Here is a 20637-nt window from a genome sequence, read left to right as displayed (position 1 = left end):
TCGGCACCGGTACACCCCCACGTCGGGACCGCCAGACTCCGCTGCAAGGGCGCCACGGCCATGTCGGCCGGCAACCATGTCCCGTCCGCCGGTGGACGCCCGGGCGCTGGGCCCGGACCGGCGTTCTCCAGCCGGCTTGCTGCGCAAGGCCAAGGCCCCTTGGCATGTTTGCCAAGGGGCCCTGAACATTCCGGCCCTTTCGGCCGGACTCAGGCCTACTTAGGAGCGAACACAACGTCTACGAAATAGTTCCTCGCATTGGTCGTCTGGTTGGGCACGGCAGTTCCTGAACCAAACCCGTAGAGCCCATTGTTGTTTGCCCGGGCTGTGAGGGCGCCGCTGTTCCAGGCCTTGGTGAAGAAATTTTGCGTATAGGAGTAGCGGCCCAGCGGCGCGTTGTAGGACACGATGTAGTTGGTATCCACCGTCAGCGCTATTGGAGTGGGCAGCGTTGCCGTTTGCCAGCCGCTGGCCGTTTCGTTCGTGAACGTCACTTTGGCCAGGCGGACGCCGGACGTCGTCCAGAGGGAACCGGTGTGCGTACCGAGGTTGGTAGCGCCCTTGTAGAAACGGATGGCGGTGACGGACCCGGCAACGGATGACTTGAATGCCACACCGAGCTCAATCGCCCGGATATCCGTGGCTGCGCCCACCTGCGGCAGAAGGGACGCAAAGAGGGATTGTGTGGGAGGCGGCGCAGGCGTGAGGGTCGTGAATTGCCACGAGGTCGGTGCAAGCGCCGCGCCGGTCGTCGAGACGACGTTGGCGGCGCTCGCCGTGATGACCGTCGTGGCCGGCAGCGGTTGCCCCGGTGTGAACGTCACCGTGCGGCCGTCGGCGGATAGCGCCGACACCCCGGCGATCGACGTTCCACCGGCCGTCAGCACGAGCGAGGCGCCCGGCTGCACGGCGGAGGAGAGTGTCAGGCTGGGCTGGACATTGAGTGCCACTGCCGTGGCATTCGGTGCCGGCGATTGTGCCGTAACGGTCAGGGGCGCCGGCGGAGGCGGAGGGGCAACATCCGAGGTCTGGAAAACCAGGTCCACAAGATAGCTCGAGCTGGAGGAAGAACCGGGGAAGTCCCCACTGTACGAGAATCCGCCCGAGTCCTGTGCTGTCCGCAGCGGTCCGCTCGTGAAGCCTGTGGTGAATCCGCCCGGAGTGACGGAATAGGTGCCCGTCGGCGACTTGTAGGCAGCCACATATTCAGTGTCGGCCGCTATCGCGACCGGCTGGCTGAACGTCGCAGTCTGCCAGCCGGCAGTGGACTCGGCCGTGAACGTCACCGTCGCCAGCTGTTGGCCCGTGATGCTGAACAGGCTTCCCGTGTGGGTTCCGGTGTTGCCGACCGACTTGTAGAAGCGGATTCCGGTGATCTGCCCGCTGGCGGAGCTGGCAAACCGTACGCCCAGGGCCAGCGGGGCTCCGTCCTTGACTTCCAGAACGGACGGAGTGACGGTGTCCTGGTAGAGGGTGCAGGGGCAGACGCCTTCGGTCCTCGGCGGCGGGACAGTGGTGAACGTCCACGTTCCGCCGGCACTAAGAGGCTGGCCTGTCGCCGATGTAGCCGTCAGTGTGGCCGTGTAAGCGGTGCCGGCCGTCAGTTGAGCCGACGGCGTGAAGGACACCTTTCCTGCCCCGGAGTCGTAGTTCATGGTGCCCGGGACGTTCGTGCCGCCTGGTCCGGTCAGTGCGAACTGTACGCTGGACGCCACTGCCGGCTTGGAGAAGGTCGCGCTGACGGTGGTGGTCAGCGGGACGCTGGACGAGCCGGCAACCGGTGTCTGTGCGCCGGCGACGAATGCCGGTTCAGGGTACTGGACCACGACGTCCACCAAATAGCTCGCGGTGGAGCGGACGTTGGGGAAGTCGGCGGTGTACGAATAGGCGCCCGCATCCGAGTTCGCCCGCAGGTTGCCGACGCTCAGGCCCGGGCCGAAGCCGTTCGCCGTCGCGGAATAGGCTCCGGTGGTGGTCTTGTAGGCCATGATGTACTCGGTGTTCGCGGACATCCCCACTGGCTGGTTGAAGTAGGCGGTCTGCCAGCCTGCGGTGCTTTCGTTGGCGAAGGTGACCGTTGCCAGTTGCTGCCCCGCGGCCGTGAACAGGGTGCCGGTATGGGTGCCGGTATTCCCTGCTGATTTGTAGAAGCGGATGCCCGTGACGGTGCCGTCGGCAGTGCTCGAGAAACGGATGCCGAGAGTCAGCGGTACGCCGTCCCTGATCTCCTGGATTCCGGGGAGGACGGAGTCATCGTAGAAACTGCACGGGCAGGTTCCGGGCGAAGGCGGTGAGACCACCGTGGTGAACGACCATGATCCTCCGCCCGTCAGTGTCCCGCCGCTGGCGGCAGTGGCGCTGAGGGTTGCAGTGTACGTGGTCGCCAGGGGGAGATCGGCGGCCGGTGTGAAGGTGACTTTGCGGGTTGTTGAGTCGTAGCTGGTGGCGCCCGCGACGGCGGTGCCGTCGGCGGCCTTTAGCGTCAGCTGCACGCTCGACACAGTGACCGGCTTCGAGAAGACCGCTCCGACTGTGGTGGCCTGCGGGACGCTGGAGGATCCGCCCAGGGGCCAGTGGCCGGAGGCCGTCAGCGGGGTGTTGTCCACGGTGTCGAAGACGGCGTCAACGAAGTAGTTGCCGTTGCCAAAGCTTGACTGCGGGAAGGCATCAGGACTGCCGTAAACGCCGGCCGGCTCGCTGCCGAAACCGCCGGCCACTGTGAGCGGCGGTTCAGTGAACCCGAAGCTGGCCCACTGGTAGTCCTTGATGGCGTAGTGGCCCCTCGGAGCGGTGTAGGAAACGACATATTTTTGCCCCGCGGAAACTGTCACCGGTTGGCTGAACAGGACCTTCTGCCACCCTGTGGCTGATTCCGACGTGAACGTAGCGGTCGCCAGCCGTTGGCCGGCCGCATTCCAGAGGGAGCCGACGTGAGTGCCGGTATTTCCGGTGCTCTTGTAGAACCGGGCTCCGGTGATGAAGCCGTCCACGCTCGGCGTGATCTTCATGCCGAGCTCGTAGGCACCGCCGTCCTGCGAATCGGGAACGGCCGGGACCTGCTGGCCGAAGACCGTGTACGGGCCGCTGAGCTGCAGGTTCCGCGTGGCCGCTGCGCCGATATTGGCGCTGTCGTCCACTGCGCGAACCATGATGCTTGCCGTGTTGAGCCCCTTTTGGATGTACGTGTAGGTCCAGGTCTGCCTTCCCTGGGCCGGATGCCACGTGCCGCCGCCGTCGGTTGAGACCTCGACGCCGGCCACGATGCCGCCGGTGTCGCTGGCCGTGCCGGAAACCGTCACGCTGCTGCCGTGGGCAACCGTGGCTCCTGCAGCGGGAGAGGAGACGGTGGTTGTTGGCCCGGCAGCATCAGTGCTGGCAGTTGCCGCGGCCAACGCAGGATCACGCGTGCCGGGCTGGGCGCCCATGTCGGCCAGAAGGTTGACCTGTGCCTGCTGCATCCTCGGATCTGCGGCAGCACCGTTGCCGTCGTGCACCTGGTCGAGCCCCCAGGTCCATTGGACGCTACCAGCGGAAAAGACCAGCGCTCCGCTCGCCGCGCGGTACAGCGTGGTGTTGTGAGTCGTTGTTCCGGGCTTCACCGTGTTGCCGTAATCCTGGAGGTACTGCTCTGTGGCACCGGTGGTGGTGGAAAGCCTGATCAGCCCCGCGGGCCTGAACCCGTTGTCCAGGTCCTCGTTGGACTCGTAGCCGACAGTGTGGGGTGCAAGCTGCGCGGAACTGCCGGCGGCGAGCGAGGCCAGCGGCGTGTTGCGCCACAGGCGTGCCTTGCCCTCTGCAGCGCTGACCGTAACGGGCAGGTCCGTGAAGTTGGACATGTACAGGGTCCCCGTCAGTCCGTTCTCTGGCAGACCACCTCCATTGGCCTGCGAGGCGAACCTGGGGTCGCGCCAGGTTCCGGTCCACTCGGTGCTGGGATCAACCTTGCCGTTGGACCACGTCTCTTTGTAGGAGGTGATGGTGCGGTACCCGGCCCCGTCCACCTGGGATGGTTCGTAACGCGTGCGCCAGTACATCTCGTTGCCGGAAAGGAACTGCAGGTTCACGCCGGCGTCGCGGGCGGCCTCGACATTGGCGCGCTGGGCGCCGGACCAGTATTCGTCGTGGCCCACGGAGAGGAAGACCTTGTGGTTGAGGAGCTGCGCGCCGTTCCGATGGGTGTCCACGCCGCTGATGTAACTGACGTCGTAGCCGTTCTTCTCAAGGAAACGCACCATCGGGTACTCGTTGCCGAAGTAGAAATCCCGCCCCGAGGATTCGCCCCTGGTGGCAAAGGGCCGGTTGTAGCTGATCTTGTACGCCCTGCCGTTGACGGTTCCTTGGTAGAAATCAGCCCCGCCGTAGGTGTTGTAGGCCTGCCACGTTGTGTCGGAGGTCTGGAAGACCACATTGGAATGGCTGCCGTCGGATCGGACGATGAAGGTGATGTGGCTTTGGCCGCCGGTGTCCGGCCTGGTCAGCAGGGCGACATAGACGCCGGAAACTGCTGTGGCCGGCACCTGCCACGTGGCCGAGACAGCCCATGTTCCGCAGTCGTAGAGTTCGGTTGCCACGTCAGAGCGGCATTGTGGCTGAGATTGCCTGAAGGCGAGCGGAGTGACGTTGGCGATCTTGCGGGCACCGAGGCCTTGGTACCAGCCGGTCCGGTAGATGGCGATGGTGTAGTTGGACGCGTTGGTGTCGACCTTGAAGTTAATCGGCTGGCCGGCATTGACGCTGATCTCTGTCGCGAATCCCTGGATGTTGGAATCGCCGGCGCCGTCGATGTCCCATTCCGACGGCGGGCTCCCCGGCTTGGAGTTTTCACACGCAATTGCGTTCACGAGCGGGGCACAGGGGTCCGCCGCGAAGGCGAACGGTAAGAGTGCAGAGGGGGCCGCAACCGGCAGGAGGGCTGCCACCATGGCAATGGCCAGCAGGAAGATGACCCGCTTGAAGGCTTTCAGCGTGCGATCGGCTGAGGATACGGACATGTGAACTCCTGGAGTGAGTGCGCAGTTGCGGAATCGGGCGGTGCTCAACGCACTGCCCTGCATGCCGCCCCCCGGCGCAGCCAAACCAAGATATTCAGTTATCCTTCAAAGCCGGGTTGCGCTGTATAACGCCCCTCACTGCATCATGGCCAATCCAGCTCCGCTGAATCCTGCCAAGTCGAACCGATGTGAGACCACCGGCTCGAGCAGCGTCAAGCAACCCTTAGCCGCGAGTCTAAGGGCAGGCGGCTAGGGGTGGCAAGGGTTTTGGCATCTGCAAAATGCCCAAATCCGGGCTTTGTCGTTGCCACGCAGTAGATTTAGGGCAGGAACAAGCCGCTTCAGCCACTCAGGAGATCCGAAACACCTTGCACCTCAAGAGCCTGACCGTCCGCGGATTCAAGTCGTTCGCGTCAGCCACGACGTTCGACTTTGAGCCGGGCGTCACTGCAGTGGTCGGCCCGAACGGTTCGGGAAAATCAAATGTCGTGGATGCCCTGGCCTGGGTCATGGGCGAACAGGGTGCCAAGACGCTGCGCGGCGGCAAGATGGAGGACGTCATCTTCGCGGGCACGTCCGGCCGTCCGCCGCTGGGCCGGGCGCACGTGTCCCTGACCATCGACAACACTGACGGCGCGCTGCCGATTGAATACAGCGAAGTGACCATCTCCCGGACGCTTTTCCGCACCGGCGGATCCGAATACGCCATCAACGGTGCCGGCTGCCGCCTCCTGGACATCCAGGAGCTCCTGTCCGATTCCGGCCTGGGTCGGGAAATGCACGTCATCGTGGGGCAGGGTCAGCTGGACAAGGTCCTGCACGCCACGCCGGAGGACCGGCGCGGCTTCATTGAAGAGGCAGCAGGCATCCTCAAGCACCGCCGGCGCAAGGAAAAGACGGTCCGGAAGCTGGAAGCGATGCAGGCAAACCTGCAGCGGCTGAGCGACCTCACCAGCGAAATCCGCCGTCAGCTGACCCCGCTCGGCAAACAGGCCGAAGTGGCGCGCCGGGCCCAAAGCGTCCAGTTCGACGTACGCGACGCCCGCGCGCGGCTCCTCGCGGACGACCTCGTGCAGTTACAGTCCACCCTGGCCCAGGACGTGGCCGATGAATCTGCCCTGAAGGCGCGCAGGGCCGTTGTCGGGCAAGGCCTGGAAACCGGGCGCCAGCGGCAGGCAGCCCTGGAACAGCTCGCGGCCGAAGCCACACCAAAGCTCAACGCTGCCCGGGACACGTGGTATCAGCTCTCGGCGGGGCGGGAGAGGCTGCGCTCCCTCGGGTCTCTTGCCGAAGAGCGGCGCCGGTTGCTTGGTGCCGCGGACGACGTCCCGGACTCCGGTCGGGACCCGGAGCAGCTCGAACGGAACGCGGCGCGGGTCCGCGAAGAACAGCGCGCGCTGGAGGACGGCATCCTGGAAAAACGCACTGCACTGGAGGCCGCCACGGCAGCCAAGCAGGATGCCGAAAGTGCCGCCAGCGCCGAGGACAAAAGACTGGCCGCGGTACTCCGCGCTGCAGCGGACCGCCGCGAAGGGCTGGCAAAACTGGCAGGCCAGGTGGGCGCCGCCCGGTCGCGCGTTGAGTCCGCGCAGGCAGAACTTGGCAGGCTCCGGGAATCCCAGGCTGCGGGCGACGAGCGCCGCCGCCGCGCCCAGAGCGAGTTTACTGCACTGGAATCGCAAGTGGCAGGCGTCGAGGACGGCGAGGAAACACTTGACGCCGATTACGAGGACGCCAGCGCTGTCCTGGACTCAATCCTGGCGGACATCGATGAGCTGAAATCCGCCGAGCGTGAGGGCGAACGGGAACGGGACGCCCTGGTGGCCCGGCGGGATGCGCTGCAGCTGGGGCTTAGCCGTAAGGATGGTTCGGGCCGCGTCGCCGATTCGGGATTGCCCGGCATCGTGGGGCCCCTTGCGTCGATGCTAGCCGTTGAGGCCGGCTTTGAAGCGGCAATCGCCGCTGCCCTGGGAAATTCCTCTGATGCCGTCGTCGTCCGGGACGCCGGCACCGCCGTCGAAGCCCTGCAGCTGCTTAAGGACGACGACGCCGGCCTTGCCTCGCTGCTGTTGGCAGCCACTGACGGTAGGGCAGCGGAAATGTCAGCAGGGACATCCACGCCTGGTCCGCAGCCCCTTGCCGGCGGTGCCCGTTGGGCTGCGGACCTGGTCACGGCCTCGGGACCGCTGCTGGGAAGCCTTGTGCGCACGCTGCTGGCCGGAACAGCTGTTGTTGAGGACCTCGAATCGGCGTCAGAGCTCATCCAGGCGCAACCAGGGCTGACTGTGGTGACTCGTGCGGGCGACGCCTTCACTGCTGTCACCGTCCGGGGCGGTTCGGCGAATGCGCCGTCGCTGCTGGAAGTGCAGGCCGCCGTCGACGACGCTGAAGCAAGGCTCGCCAGTGTCTGCGCGGACCTTGAACGGAACCGGTTTGCTTTGGCCTCGGCCCAGGCCCGCCGGGCAGAAGCCCAGGAGCGCGCGGACACCGCCTTGGACCGGCTCCACGAATCGGATGCCAGGCTCGCTGCCGTGGCCGAACGGCTGGGCCACTTGAACTCAGTGCTGCGAAGCGCAGTGGGCGAGAGCGAACGGCTCGGCACATCGCTGGCCAAGGCCGAGGCAAACATCGTTGCCGAGCAGGAGGCTCTGCAGGCCGCGGCCGCGCGCCTGGACGCAGCCCGGGAGGCCCCTGAGGATGAGGAGCCCTCGCCGGAACTCCGCGACGAACTGGCGGCTGCGGCGTCGGCGGCGAGGTCGGCCGAGATGGAGGCCAGGCTTACCCTGCGGAGCGCCGAGGAACAGCTGACGGCCACCCGCAACCGGGTCCTGTCCCTTGAACGGGCAGCGGTGGCCGAGCGCCGCGCACGTGAAGAGGCCGCTCAGCGCGCCCGCCGCCGCCGGCTCCAGGCCGGCAGGGCGGCGGCTGTTTCGGCCGCTGTGGATCAGGTCGTCGCTTTCATGGACGTCTCCGTGGATCTTGCCCTGCGCGCGCGGGATCTCGCAGAGGAAGAACGGGAGCACCGGGACCGCGAACTCGTGGAGGTCCGGTCGCAGAACGACGCCCTCAGCCGGGAGCTGGCGGAACTGACGGACTCGGTGCACCGCGATGAGCTTGCCCGCACCCAGCAGCGGCTGCGGATCGAGGCCCTCGAACTGCGCTCGATCGAGGAACTCGGCCTGTCGCCGGACCAGTTGGTGGCGGACTACGGACCTGACCAGCCGGTGCCCGTACCCGCGGGGGAAACCGGTGACAAGTGGGCGGCACTCCGCGCACCCGTGGACGACGACGGAAAGCCGGTCCGGGAAGGCAAACCGTTCGTCCGCGAAGAGCAGGAAAAACGGCTCCGGAAAGCAGAGCGGGACCTGTCCTCCTTGGGACGGGTCAATCCGCTGGCGCTCGAGGAATTCGCTGCCTTGGAGGAACGGCACCAATTCCTCAGCACCCAGCTCGAAGACCTCAAATCCAGCCGCAAGGACCTGCTGGACATCATCAAGGAAGTGGATGATCGGGTGCAGAAGGTGTTCGCCGAAGCGTTCGCCGACACCTCGGCGCAGTTTGTCCGCGTTTTCGCCCGGCTCTTTCCGGGCGGCGAGGGCAGGCTCGTCCTGACTGACCCCTCCGACATGCTGACCACCGGAATTGAGGTCGAGGCACGGCCGGCCGGCAAGAAGATCAAGCGCCTCTCCCTGCTGTCCGGCGGCGAGCGTTCATTGACGGCAGTGGCCCTGCTCGTTGCCATCTTCAAGGCGCGGCCGTCGCCGTTCTACGTGATGGACGAGGTCGAGGCCGCCCTGGACGATACCAACCTGGGCCGGCTCATCACTATTTTCGAGGAGCTCCGCGAGTCCAGCCAGCTGATCGTCATCACGCACCAGAAGCGGACCATGGAGGTTGCTGATGCGCTCTACGGGGTCACCATGCGGGGCGACGGTGTCTCAACGGTCATCAGTCAGCGCCTCGGGGCCGAAGTCTAACGCGCATTCGGACGCGCGCTGACGCCCGGCTGAGGCTCCGGCAGCGTCCGCTGCGATTGTGAGAAGCTAGGGGAGTGAATGACATCCTCCCCATTATTCTTGCCATCCTCGCTGCCCTGGTGGTCATTGGCGGGCTGATCCCGGTCTTCATCAAGACCCGCCGGAACATCACCAAGTACCCGGGCACCCGCGACGCCAACGACCCCGTCGAGCCCGTGCGCAGCGCGGGCGGAACGCTGGTGGAGGACCGCCCGGCGGTGACGCCTGAACGCAAGGCGCCTGACGCCGTCGACCTCGAAGAACTGGAAACGGCCGAGGTCCCCGACGACGCGGCGGGACTTGAGGTCATTGCGGTGGAGACGCCGCTTCCGGTGGCGGGACGCCTCACCCGGCTCCGCGAACGCCTGGTCAAGTCAAACAACATCCTCGGCAAGGGCCTGCTGGCCCTCCTGTCCAGCGACAAGATTGATGAAGACGTCTGGGACGAAGTCGAAGAGACCCTCCTGCTCGCCGATCTTGGCACCGAACCGACCATGCAGTTGGTCGATGCCCTCCGGGAGCGCGTCAAGGTGCTGGGAACACGGACCCCCGAGCAGGTCAAAGCCCTGCTTCGCGAAGAACTGATCAAGCTTGTGGACCCGACCATGGACCGCAGCCTCCGCACGGAGCGCCACGCCGACACTCCCTCCGTCATGATGGTGGTGGGCGTGAACGGTGTCGGCAAGACCACGACCGTAGGCAAGCTCGCCCGCGTCCTCGTGGCTGAGGACAAGGACGTCCTGCTGGGCGCGGCGGACACCTTCCGTGCGGCCGCCGCCGAACAGCTCGCCACATGGGGCCAGCGGGTGGGCGTGCCCACAGTCAAGTCCGACGTCGACGGCGCCGATCCCGCCTCCGTTGCCTATGAAGCGGTCAAGGCAGGCATCGACCAGGAAGTCGACGTTGTCATGATCGATACCGCCGGCCGGCTCCAGAACAAAGTGGGCCTCATGGACGAACTCAGCAAGGTCAAGCGTGTCATCGAGAAGCTGGCCGAGGTGGACGAGGTCCTGCTGGTGCTGGACGCCACTACCGGACAAAACGGCCTGAACCAGGCCCGGGTGTTCTCCGAGGTGGTCAACATCACCGGCATCGTCCTCACCAAGCTGGACGGCACGGCCAAGGGTGGCATCGTGGTGGCCATCCAGAAGTCGCTCGGCGTCCCGGTCAAGCTGATCGGTCTGGGCGAGGGCGCGGACGACCTTGCCCCGTTCGAAGTCGAGAGTTTTGTGGACGCGCTGCTGAACTAAGCGGTTCGCCGGAACGTCTCACGGGCGAACAGCCAGCCGGCGGCAGCGACGATCAGCACTCCGCCGGTGACGCCGAACGCCCAGCCGTAGCCGAGCCGGTCGGCGAGGAGCCCGGCGAGAACCGGGCCGATGATGGCGCCGGCGTCGGACATCATCTGGAAGACGGCCAGCACGCGGCCGCCGGAGCGGCCATTGCCGATCACATCGGCAATGGCGGCCTGCTGGGCAGGTCCCAGCAGGCCCGAACCAATTCCTGCGACGGCGGAGGCCGCCAGGAACCAGGGCATGTCGTGGGTCAGCCCGATGCCCGCTGTCGCCACTCCGGTGAGGACCAGCCCGGCAATCATCATGGGCTTCCGGCCAAGGCTGTCCGCGAGTTTCCCCGAGACCGTGAGCGCTGCGGCGTTGCCGCCGGCAAAGACGGCCAGGGCCCACCCCGCCGCCGCGGGTCCGGCACCCAGCGCTGCAACAGCGAAAAGCGGAACAGTGGCCATGCGCACACCGAAGGTTGCCCAGCCGTTGGCGAAGCTGGAGAAAAGGCCTGCCCGGTAGGCGCTGTCATGCAGAGCCTCACCCAAGCCCATCGCCTGCTCCAGTCCGCCGTCCTTGCGTGATTTACCGGGGACGTGGCTGAGTTGGGTCTGCACCACAAGCGCCGCCAGGACCAGCGCGGCCGCATACGCCAGGAACGGAATGCGAAGACCGAAGCCGGCAAGGAGGCCGCCCACAATGGGTCCGCAGACATTGCCGATCAGGAAAGCGGAAGCGTACGCGCCGGAAACCCGGCCGCGGCTCTCCGGCGGCGCAAGCCGCACCACCAGGGCCATTGAAGCCACCGTGAACATCACCGAACCCGCGCCACCGAGGCCCCGGAAGATGAGCAGCTGCCAATAGTCCTGGGCGAACGCGCACGCCGCGGTTGAGGCCGCCACGATCAGCAGTCCGGCCACATAGACGGGCCGTTCGCCCAGCCTCACGATCAGGGCGCCGCCGGCTGGTGCGAACAGCAGCCGCATGAACGCAAAAATACTCACAATCACGGCGGCGGCAGTGGCCCCGACGTCGAATGTGGTGGCGAACTGGGGCAACACCGGCGCCACCAGTCCGAAACCGAGCGCAATCAGGAACGCGGCGGCAAGCATCACCTTGATGTCGCGGGGGAGCCGGGTGCCGCCGGGCGGTGCCGGCACCTCCGGACGACCGGTTTGGCCGCCATCCTGGTGGGGCACGGCCTTGCCAGGGCGGAAACGATCGGTCATGGTGCGGGTGTCCTTGCAGGGTGCTGGGGAATGCGGTTTGGGACTGCTGAAACATAACCGTAACAAGGAAGAGATGCACCATTTACTTCCGGGAGATTGTTGTAACAAGCCGGACATCTAATTCCCTCGCCGGCGAAACACAGCCCGACCAAACTCTAATGAGAACGCAAACGGCGTTGGGACAGGCGGACAAGTCCGCACAATAAAGCAAGAGAGGACGTAGACCATGGAACTCACCGCAGGTCTCGTTTGGCTCCTGGTCGCTTCAGCACTCGTGTTGTTCATGACCCCGGGCCTGGCATTCTTCTACGGCGGCATGACTCGCGCCAAATCGGCTCTGAATATGATGATGATGAGCTTCGTCGCCATTGGAACCGTGGGCATCATGTGGGTCCTGTGGGGTGCCTCCATGGCTACGAGCAACGAAGACAACTTCTTCCAGATCTTCGCAAACCCGTTCAGCCACTTCGGGCTGCATAACTTCACCGACCCCGCGGACCTGCTCAAGGTAGGCTATGCCGCCACCTTCGCCATCATCACCGTGGCCCTGATCTCCGGGGCGGTCGCCGACCGCGCAAAGTTCTCGGCTTGGGTTATCTTCACCCCCATCTGGGCCACACTCGTTTATGCGCCGATGGCATTCATGGTCTGGGGTGGCGGGCTCTTCTCCAAGGACGGCTGGTTCGGCCAGACGTTCGCTCCGGTGATTGACTTCGCCGGCGGCACCGTGGTCCACATCAACGCCGGTGTGGCCGGCCTGATCCTGGTACTGATCATTGGCAACCGCAAGGGCTTCGGCAAGGACCCGAACCACCGCCCGCACAACATCCCGTTCGTTATGCTGGGCGCCGCAATCCTCTGGTTCGGCTGGTTCGGTTTCAACGCCGGTGCCGCTGCCACCGTTGAGCAGGCCGGTCTGATCTGGATCAACACCCTCGCCGCCCCGGCGGCCGCAATGCTCGGTTGGCTGGCCGTAGAGCGCTTCCGCGATGGTCACCCGACCTCACTCGGTGCCGCATCGGGTGTCGTGGCAGGCCTGGTGGCCATCACCCCGGCCTGTGCCAATGTCTCCCCGATCGGTGCCATCGCTCTCGGTGTAGTCGCAGGTGTTGCTTCCGCACTGGCAGTCGGGCTCAAGTTCAAGCTCGGCTACGATGACTCCCTCGACGTCGTCGGCGTCCACCTGGTCTCCGGCGTCGTCGGCACCGTAGCCATCGGTTTCCTCGCAACACCGACCCAGGGCCAGGCAGGTCTCTTCTACGGCGGAGGAACCAGCCAGCTCGTTGCCCAGGCTCTGGCCGCACTCCTGTCCATCATCTTCACCGCGGTCATGACCGCCATCATCGCCTTCCCGATCCACAAGACCATGGGCTTCCGGGTTTCCCAGGAGCAGGAAGTTGTGGGTGTGGACCTGAGCCTGCACGCAGAAACCGCCTACGAATTCGGCGTCGGCGGCCACGGCGGGAGCTTCCAGCCGCTGCATGAACTGATCACCGGCAAGCAGGGCGACGAGCCGGCTCCGGTCTCGGAAGACGGCAAGAAGACTGACGCAGCATCAGGCAAGGAAAGTGTGGGGGCATGAAACTGATCACAGCAATCGTCCGGCCGGAAAAGCTCGACTCCATCCGGGAGGGGCTCGAATCCTATGGTGTGCAGGGCCTTACGGTTAGCGCCGCCAGCGGATACGGCAGGCAGCGCGGATACACGGAGGTGTACCGCGGGGCTGAGTACAACGTGGACCTGCTTCCCAAGATCCGCGTCGAGGTACTGGCCACGGACGAACAGGCGGATGACATCCTGGATGTCATCATCGCCAGCTCCAACACAGGGCGTGCCGGAGACGGCAAGGTCTGGACGGTGGATGTTTTTGAAGCTGTAAGAGTACGCACGGGAGAACGCGGCTCGGCCGCCATCTAGCACCCGGCCAGCCCTAGCCTTTCGGTAAAGAGCGGGCCCGGCACCTGAAAAGGCGCCGGGCCCGCTTTTGTTGCGGAAGGCCTAGACAGGCCAGTTTTCCGGTCCCGAGGTTCCGGCGGCATATTCCTCCAGCGGAACACTGCCGCGGCTCCATGCCTTGATCACCGGCTCAACGATCCGCCAGCAGTCCTCGGCGGTGTCCGCCCGCACCGACAGCAGCGGATCGCCGGTGAGGACGCCCTCGAGCACCTCACCGTAGGGGAGCAGCTCGGAAGCGCTGAGTTCGGCGTTGAGGGTGGTCCGGTCAAGGCTGAGGACGTTGCCGGGGCCGTTCACGTCGACGTCGAACTGCAAGGTGTCCGGCCCGAACCCGATCCTGAGCTGGTTGGGTGAGTCAACGCCGGTAAAACCCCTGGGCAGATGGGGCACCGGCTTGAAGGTGACCACGGCTTCCTTGCGTTTTGCCCCGAGCGCCTTGCCTGAACGGAGGATGAACGGGACGCCCTGCCAGCGCCAGTTGTCGATGTCCACCTGCACCTCGGCCAGCGTCTCGGTGTTCCTGGACGCGTCCACGCCTTTCTCGTTGGCGTAGTCCGGCACTTTCCGCCCGTCAATGGATCCTGCCGTGTACCGGGCGCGGCGGGTGCTGGAGCGGTAGGGCGCCTTGATGCTGCTGGCGCGCAGGAGGGTGGCCACCGCATCCCGGAGATCGCGCTCGTCAACGGAGGCGGGTGGCTCAATGGCCATCAGGGCCATGATCTGGAGCAGGTGGCTCTGGATCATGTCCCGGAGCGCGCCGGCGGCGTCGTAGTAGCGGGCGCGGTCTTCCAAGGCCAGGTCCTCGTCAAAGATGACCTCCACCTTTTCGATGTAGTCCCGGTTCCAGACAGGTTCCAGGAAAGTGTTCGCGAAGCGGAGGCCCAGGATGTTGAGCACCGTTGCTTTGCCCAGGAAGTGGTCTACCCGGTGGATGTGGTCCTCCGGGACCAGCGCCGCCAGGGTCTCATTGAGATGGCGGGCGGAATCCTCACTGGACCCGAATGGCTTTTCCATCACGAGCCGCGTGCCCGCCGGAACGTCCCCGGGGGCCAGCACTTCGCACGCCTTCTGGCTGACGTGGGGCGGAAGCGCGAAGTAGACGGCCACCGGAGCCTCAAGGCCGGACAACAGGGCGGCGAGCTCCCCGCCCGCCGTCACGTCAAGCTGGTGGTAAGCGGTTGTTCCGGCGATCCGCTTGAGCTCCCGCTTGCCCGCAGCGTCTGCCTGCGAGTTCGAATCGGCGAAGGACGACTCCACGCGCTCCAGCCACTGTTCCGGCGTCCATGGATCCGAGCCGGCTCCCACGAGTGCGAGCCCGGCTGCCCGCCCTTTGGCGGCCAACCGGGCCAGTCCCGGCAGCAGCAGCCTGCCGGTGAGGTCCCCGGACGCACCAAGGATGAGCAGGGTTTTTACGGTTGTTTGGCTGGCCATCCTGCCAGCATGCCATCTTGAAGGGCTGTCTTGGTACCCTAGATAGTCGAGTCCCGTTGTCGAGGCAGTTGGTCCAGGCCAACAACAGTCACGACTCTGGCGAGCCGCACCGGCCGCCAGCTGTAGATCCACTGAAAGAAGTGCACGGCGCGTGTTCAATTCACTCTCTGACCGGTTGACAGCAACCTTCAAGAATCTCCGTGGCAAGGGCCGCCTCACCGAGGCGGACGTTGATGCCACCGTCCGCGAGATCCGGCGGGCCATGCTGGACGCTGACGTTGCCGTCTCCGTGGTGCGGGAATTCACGGGACGGGTGCGCGAACGTGCCCTCGGCGCCGAGGTTTCCGGTGCATTGAACCCCAGCCAGCAGATCGTCAAGATCGTCAACGAGGAACTCGTTGAGATCCTGGGCGGCGAAACCCGGCGCATCCGCCTGGCGAAGACCGGCCCAACCGTCATTATGCTGGCCGGCCTCCAGGGCGCCGGTAAGACCACCCTCGCCGGCAAGCTCTCCAAATGGCTGAAGTCCCAGGGCCACAGCCCCATCCTGGTTGCCTGCGACCTTCAGCGGCCGAACGCCGTCACCCAACTCCAGGTGGTGGGCAAGCGCGCCGGGGTTCCGGTGTTCGCACCCCACCCGGGCGCCACGTCCACCGAGCTGGATCACCCGGCCGGCGACCCCGTCGCGGTCGCCCGCGCCGGCGTTGACGAAGCGCGCCAGAAGCTGCACGACGTCGTCATCGTGGACACTGCGGGACGGCTCGGTGTGGACGCCGAAATGATGGAGCAGGCACGCCAGATCCGCCGGGCCATTGTCCCGAACGAAGTGCTCTTCGTCATCGACTCCATGATCGGCCAGGACGCGGTCAACACGGCGCTCGCCTTCGATGAGGGTGTCAACTTCACCGGCATCGTGCTTTCCAAGCTCGACGGCGACGCCCGCGGCGGTGCCGCCCTGTCCGTCGCGTCGGTCACCGGCAAGCCCGTCATGTTCGCCTCGACCGGTGAAGGCGTGGACGACTTCGAGCTGTTCCACCCGGACCGCATGGCGTCCCGCATCCTCGACATGGGTGACGTCCTCACCCTGATCGAACAGGCCGAAAAGTCGTGGGACAAGGACGAAGCCGCCCGGATGGCGAAGAAATTCGCCGACCAGGAGGACTTCACTCTCGACGACTTCCTGGCCCAGATGCAGCAGATCCGCAACATGGGCTCCATGAAGAAAATGCTCATGATGATGCCGGGCGCGCAGAACATCCGCCAGCAGCTTGAGCAATTCGACGAACGCGAAATCGACCGGGTGGAAGCGATCGTCCGTTCGATGACCCCGCACGAGCGCGTTGCCCCCAAGATCATCAACGGTTCACGCCGGGCGCGCATCGCCAAGGGCTCGGGCATGCATGTCTCGGACGTCAACGGCCTGCTGGAGCGGTTTGCCCAGGCGCAGAAGATGATGAAGAAGATGGCAGCCGGCGGCGGGATGCCCGGGATGCCCGGAATGCCGGGCATGGGCGGCGGCGGAGGTGCCCGCAAGGGCGTCAAGAACGCGCCGAAGAAGAAGGCCAAGTCCGGAAACCCGGCCAAGGCCGCCCAGGAACTCCGCGAAGCCGAGGCCCGGCGCGCGAACGCGGGGAAGGCACTTCCCAGCGGCGCCGCGTTCGGCCAGCAGGGAGCGGACTTTGATCCGTCACAGCTCAACCTGCCCAAGGGCTTCGACAAGTTCCTCGGCGGGAGCAAGTAGTTCCTGGCGGCGAAGTCATCCGCACGGGCAACTCCGGTGTCTGCTGGCCGGAATGTCCGGCGATTGCCATAGGGTTGGTCCATGTTTAAGCAGCGCGTAGTGTTCGTCCACGGTTCGGGGGCCTTCGGGTCCGCCGCGTGGCCCAAGCAGCACGGCATGGCCTTGGCCTACGACGCTCTGTTCCTTCGCCGCCATGGCTTTGACGCTGCCGCGGAACCCCTCGAATCGGACTTCCAGGCCGACGCCGACATTGTTCTGGGTGCTTTGGCGGACGAGGGCCGGGGCGCCGCCGGCGGGCATGTTGTGGCGCATTCCCAAGGTGCCATCGCGGCCATGATGGCGGCCGTCGAACAACCGGCCCTGGTGCATTCCCTCACGCTCGTGGAGCCCGCCTGCCTGTCCCTGACCGCCGAACTGCCGGCGACCGCCGCACACCGTGCCCTGATGCAGCCGCTGTTTGATGTGCGGCACCGGCTCGGAGATGATGACTTCCAGCGGGAGTTCGTCCGGCGGGCGTTTTCCGTGCACAGCGACAACCCGGCGACGCCGGAGGCGCGGAGTGCTGCCCGCCGGCTCCGGCTGCAGGCACCTCCGTGGGAGGCTCCGCTTCAGATCGTGCCCGGAGTCCCCACCCTGGTGCTCACCGGAGGCTGGGAACCGCTTTATGAGGAAATCGCCGGCTACTTGCGCGAAACCGGTGCCCTGCACCGCGTTGCCGCGGGCGGACACCGGCCTCAGGACTCGGTGGAGGGCGACCGGTTCATCCGGTCGTTCATCGCAGAGATCAGCCGGCGTCAGCACTCACAGGCGTCTTAGCGGTTCCTTCACCGGCAGTGCTGCGCGGGCCCGGCCCCTTCGGGGCAGGAAGGTTAAGCTCCGGCAGGTAGACCTTGCCGCCCGCGGCAAGGAATTCGTTGCTTTTCTCACGCATGCCGGCAGCCATCTCGGCAAGGGCCGTCTGGGCCTCGGCTGAACCGTATTCGTCCCTGATGTCCTGGCTGATGCGCATCGAGCAGAACTTGGGACCGCACATCGAACAGAAATGGGCAGTCTTCGCCGGCTCGGCAGGCAACGTCTCGTCATGAAACGCTTCCGCGGTGACCGGGTCCAGCGACAGGGCAAACTGGTCCCGCCAGCGGAATTCGAACCGGGCCTTGGACAGCGCGTCGTCACGTTCATGCGCGCCGGGGTGGCCCTTGGCGAGGTCGGCGGCGTGGGCGGCGATCTTGTAAGTGATCACACCGGTTTTGACATCGTCCTTGTTCGGCAGCCCGAGGTGCTCCTTGGGTGTTACGTAGCAGAGCATGGCCGTGCCGTAGCGGGCGATTTCCGTGGCGCCGATGGCCGAGGTGATGTGGTCGTAGCCCGGGGCTATGTCTGTGACCAGGGGACCGAGGGTATAGAACGGGGCGCCTTTGCACAGTTCCTGCTGGCGTTCCACGTTCTCGCGGACCAGGTGGAACGGCACGTGGCCGGGGCCTTCCACCATCACTTGCACGTCGAACTCCCAGGCCCGCTGCGTCAGTTCGGCCAGGGTGTCCAGTTCGGCGAACTGGGCGGCGTCGTTCGCGTCAGCCGTCGCACCCGGCCGCAGTCCGTCGCCCAGCGAGAACGCGACGTCGTACTTGGCGAAAATCTCGCACAGCTCGTCGAAGTGCGTGTACAGGAAGTTTTCCTGGTGATGCGCCAGGCACCACCCCGCCATGATGGCGCCGCCCCGGGACACGATTCCGGTGACCCGCTTGACCGTGAGCGGTACGTAGCGGAGGAGAACCCCCGCGTGGATGGTCATGTAGTCCACGCCCTGCTCGCACTGCTCGATCACGGTATCCCGGAAGATCTCCCAAGTGAGGGCGTTCGCCTCGCCGTTGACCTTCTCCAGGGCCTGGTAGATCGGTACCGTACCGATCGGGACCGGGGAGTTGCGGATGAGCCATTCCCGGGTGGTGTGGATGTCGTCGCCGGTGGACAGGTCCATCACCGTGTCGGCGCCCCACTGGGTGGCCCACTGCAGTTTGTCCACTTCCTCGGCAATGGAGCTGGTAACTGCCGAGTTGCCGATGTTGGCATTGATCTTCACAAGGAAGGCCTTGCCGATGATCATCGGTTCGGATTCCGGGTGGTTGATGTTGTTGGGGATGATGGCGCGGCCGGCAGCCACTTCGCTGCGGACGAGCTCCACGTCGCAGTTCTCGCGGAGGGCAACGAACTGCATCTCGGGCGTCACCACACCCTGCCGTGCGTAATGCATCTGTGTGACAGTCTTGCCTTCGACGGCGCGGCGGGGCACGGGCTGCGCGCCCTTCCACTCCGCGGATGCGGCGCCGCGGCGCACTGCCGACTTGCCGTCGTCAAGCAGGTTCCGTTCCCGGCCGCTGTAGGGCTCGGTGTCGGCCCGGGCTTCGATCCACCGGGTCCTGAACGGTTCCAGGCCCACCACGGGATCGCTTCCGGGCCCCGCTGTCCGGTACACCCGGAACGGGGGGTTGGCGGCGCCGCCCGGAGAGTCCTCCAGGGCAATTTCGGTCACCGGCACCTTGATCCCGGTGGCCTCGTCGGCGATGAACGCCAACGAATGGGACTTCAGGGACTGCGTTTCAATCGTGCCTGACTTGCCGGAGTCGGTGTCGTTTTGGGCAGGGATCAGCTGTGTTTCTTGTGTATTCATGGAATACTCACTTCCTTCGCCGGCATTACCCGGACAGGTTCAACGGTCGCAGGCCGCGTCAGCCCGATCTCAGCCCCTGCAAGGGCACCCGTGTGGTCGTAAACGAAGCTACCACAGGGCCGGGCAGTCCCTTTGTCACATGGCGTTCACGTCCGGCGGCGGCAGCCCGCCGGACTAGGCTTGAAACATGGCTGGCATCATCGAATTCAGCGGGACCGTGCTCACCGCCCCGGACCAGGAACGGCACGGCCTTTGGGCTGTCGACGGCAGGCTGACGTTCAAGCGGCCGGCCGTTCCCGCCGATGTTGTGCTGGAGGGCTGGGTCCTGCCGGGCCTGGTGGATGCGCACTGCCACATCGGACTCGGACCCGTCGGGGACGTTACCGAGTCCCTGGCCGAAGAGCAGGCCATGACGGACCGGAACGCCGGTACCCTGCTGGTCCGCGACGCCGGCGCCGTGCACGACACGCGCTGGCTCCAGCACCGTCCCGAGCTGCCCAGGATCATCCGGGCCGGCCGGCATGTTGCCAGGACGAGCCGCTACCTGCGGGGATTCGCCGTCGAGGTTGAACCGGACGGCCTGGTCGAGGCAGTGCGGAAGCAGGCACTCGCGGGCGACGGCTGGGTCAAGCTGGTGGGGGACTGGATCGACCGGGGCGCCGGCGACCTCGCGCCGTCGTTCCCCGCCGCCGTGGTGCGGGACGCTGTCCGCGCCGCCCACGATGAAGGCGCCAGGGTGACCGCGCACTGTTTCGCCGAGGACACGCTGGATGACATGCTCGACGCCGGCATCGACTGTATCGAACACGGAACCGGCCTTCTCCCGCGGCACCTGCCCCGGTTCGTGGAACAGCGCGTCCCGATTGTGCCCACGCTCATCAATATTGCGACCTTTCCGGAGATCGCCGACCGGGCCGAAGCGAAGTTCCCGCGCTACGCAGCGCACATGCGGGCGCTGTGGCAGCGGCGGAACGAGCGGATCCTGGAAGCCTACGAAGCGGGCGTGCCGATCTACGCCGGGACCGATGCGGGCAGCGTCATCGGCCACGGACGGATCGTGGACGAGATCCACGCGCTCCATGCGGCCGGCCTGCCGGCGGAAGCGGCGCTGGACGCGGCGTCATGGGCAGCGCGGGAATGGCTGGGAGCCGACGGCATTACGGAAGGTGCCAGTGCCGACGTCGTGCTGTGCGCACAGGACCCCCGGACCAGTCCGGCGACGCTGCGGGATCTCAAACACATCGTGCTTCGGGGCACTCAGCTCCGCTAGGAATAAATTGAAGCTTCAAGTAATTTAACTCTATGTAATCGTCGCCGGATGCCGG

The 20637-nt window shown here is 65.7% G+C and carries 11 protein-coding genes and 1 riboswitch; of the genes, 7 read left to right on the top strand and 4 right to left on the bottom strand.

Translation table 11 applies throughout. The annotated features are described in order from the left end of the window. Window positions 1-215: 215 nt before the first annotated feature. The gene (locus J7I79_RS09985) at window positions 216-4991 is read right to left on the bottom strand and encodes a DUF4082 domain-containing protein (RefSeq protein WP_214952778.1); all 4776 of its coding nucleotides are present in this window, start codon (window positions 4989-4991) and stop codon (window positions 216-218) included. A 368-nt stretch (window positions 4992-5359) separates the two neighbouring features. Between J7I79_RS09985 and smc the strand changes: the two genes are divergently transcribed. Then, window positions 5360-8968 (top strand): chromosome segregation protein SMC, encoded by a 3609-nt coding sequence (gene smc, locus J7I79_RS09980; RefSeq protein ID WP_214952776.1) that lies wholly within the window; start codon window positions 5360-5362, stop codon window positions 8966-8968. A gap of 74 nt (window positions 8969-9042) precedes the next feature. After that, entirely contained in the window at window positions 9043-10257 is a 1215-nt protein-coding gene (gene ftsY, locus J7I79_RS09975; RefSeq protein WP_214952774.1) for a signal recognition particle-docking protein FtsY, read from the top strand. Here the strand turns inward: ftsY and J7I79_RS09970 are convergent. Further along, entirely contained in the window at window positions 10254-11399 is a 1146-nt protein-coding gene (locus J7I79_RS09970; protein ID WP_251042651.1) for an MFS transporter, read from the bottom strand. The genes ftsY and J7I79_RS09970 overlap by 4 nt on opposite strands. Before the next feature lie 343 nt (window positions 11400-11742). On the opposite strand from J7I79_RS09970, the gene J7I79_RS09965 reads away from it, so the two are divergent. Together J7I79_RS09965 and J7I79_RS09960 are read left to right on the top strand one after the other, a co-directional pair. Continuing rightward, window positions 11743-13098, top strand: coding sequence for an ammonium transporter (locus J7I79_RS09965; RefSeq protein WP_214952773.1), 1356 nt, complete (start codon window positions 11743-11745; stop codon window positions 13096-13098). Continuing rightward, the gene (locus J7I79_RS09960; RefSeq protein WP_011692333.1) at window positions 13095-13433 is read left to right on the top strand and encodes a P-II family nitrogen regulator; all 339 of its coding nucleotides are present in this window, start codon (window positions 13095-13097) and stop codon (window positions 13431-13433) included. The genes J7I79_RS09965 and J7I79_RS09960 overlap by 4 nt, the downstream gene beginning before the upstream one ends. Before the next feature lie 81 nt (window positions 13434-13514). Here J7I79_RS09960 and J7I79_RS09955 read toward each other — a convergent pair whose 3' ends face one another. Continuing rightward, entirely contained in the window at window positions 13515-14903 is a 1389-nt protein-coding gene (locus tag J7I79_RS09955) for a glucose-6-phosphate dehydrogenase (RefSeq protein ID WP_214952771.1), read from the bottom strand. A gap of 151 nt (window positions 14904-15054) precedes the next feature. Between J7I79_RS09955 and ffh the strand changes: the two genes are divergently transcribed. Both ffh and J7I79_RS09945 read left to right on the top strand, forming a co-directional pair. Next, window positions 15055-16644, top strand: a complete 1590-nt coding sequence (gene ffh / locus J7I79_RS09950) for a signal recognition particle protein (protein ID WP_214952769.1) — start codon at window positions 15055-15057, stop codon at window positions 16642-16644. 81 nt (window positions 16645-16725) lie between these two features. Continuing rightward, on the top strand, window positions 16726-17460 hold the full coding sequence (locus tag J7I79_RS09945) for an alpha/beta hydrolase (RefSeq protein WP_214952768.1): 735 nt from the start codon (window positions 16726-16728) through the stop codon (window positions 17458-17460). Here the strand turns inward: J7I79_RS09945 and thiC are convergent. Beyond that, the gene (thiC, locus tag J7I79_RS09940; protein WP_214952766.1) at window positions 17429-19312 is read right to left on the bottom strand and encodes a phosphomethylpyrimidine synthase ThiC; all 1884 of its coding nucleotides are present in this window, start codon (window positions 19310-19312) and stop codon (window positions 17429-17431) included. The two genes, J7I79_RS09945 and thiC, sit on opposite strands and share 32 nt — an antisense overlap. After that, a riboswitch (TPP riboswitch) is annotated at window positions 19307-19414 on the bottom strand. Its footprint overlaps the gene before it by 6 nt. Before the next feature lie 85 nt (window positions 19415-19499). Here thiC and J7I79_RS09935 point away from each other — a divergent pair. Next, window positions 19500-20582, top strand: coding sequence for an amidohydrolase family protein (locus tag J7I79_RS09935; RefSeq protein WP_214952764.1), 1083 nt, complete (start codon window positions 19500-19502; stop codon window positions 20580-20582). The last annotated feature ends 55 nt before the right edge of the window (window positions 20583-20637 follow it).

It is taken from the genome of Arthrobacter sp. ISL-69 (genome assembly GCF_018613775.1).
In the GTDB taxonomy this organism is placed as follows: domain Bacteria; phylum Actinomycetota; class Actinomycetes; order Actinomycetales; family Micrococcaceae; genus Arthrobacter.
Note: the sequence above shows the minus strand (reverse complement) of the source record. Positions and strands in the feature narration are given on the sequence as shown.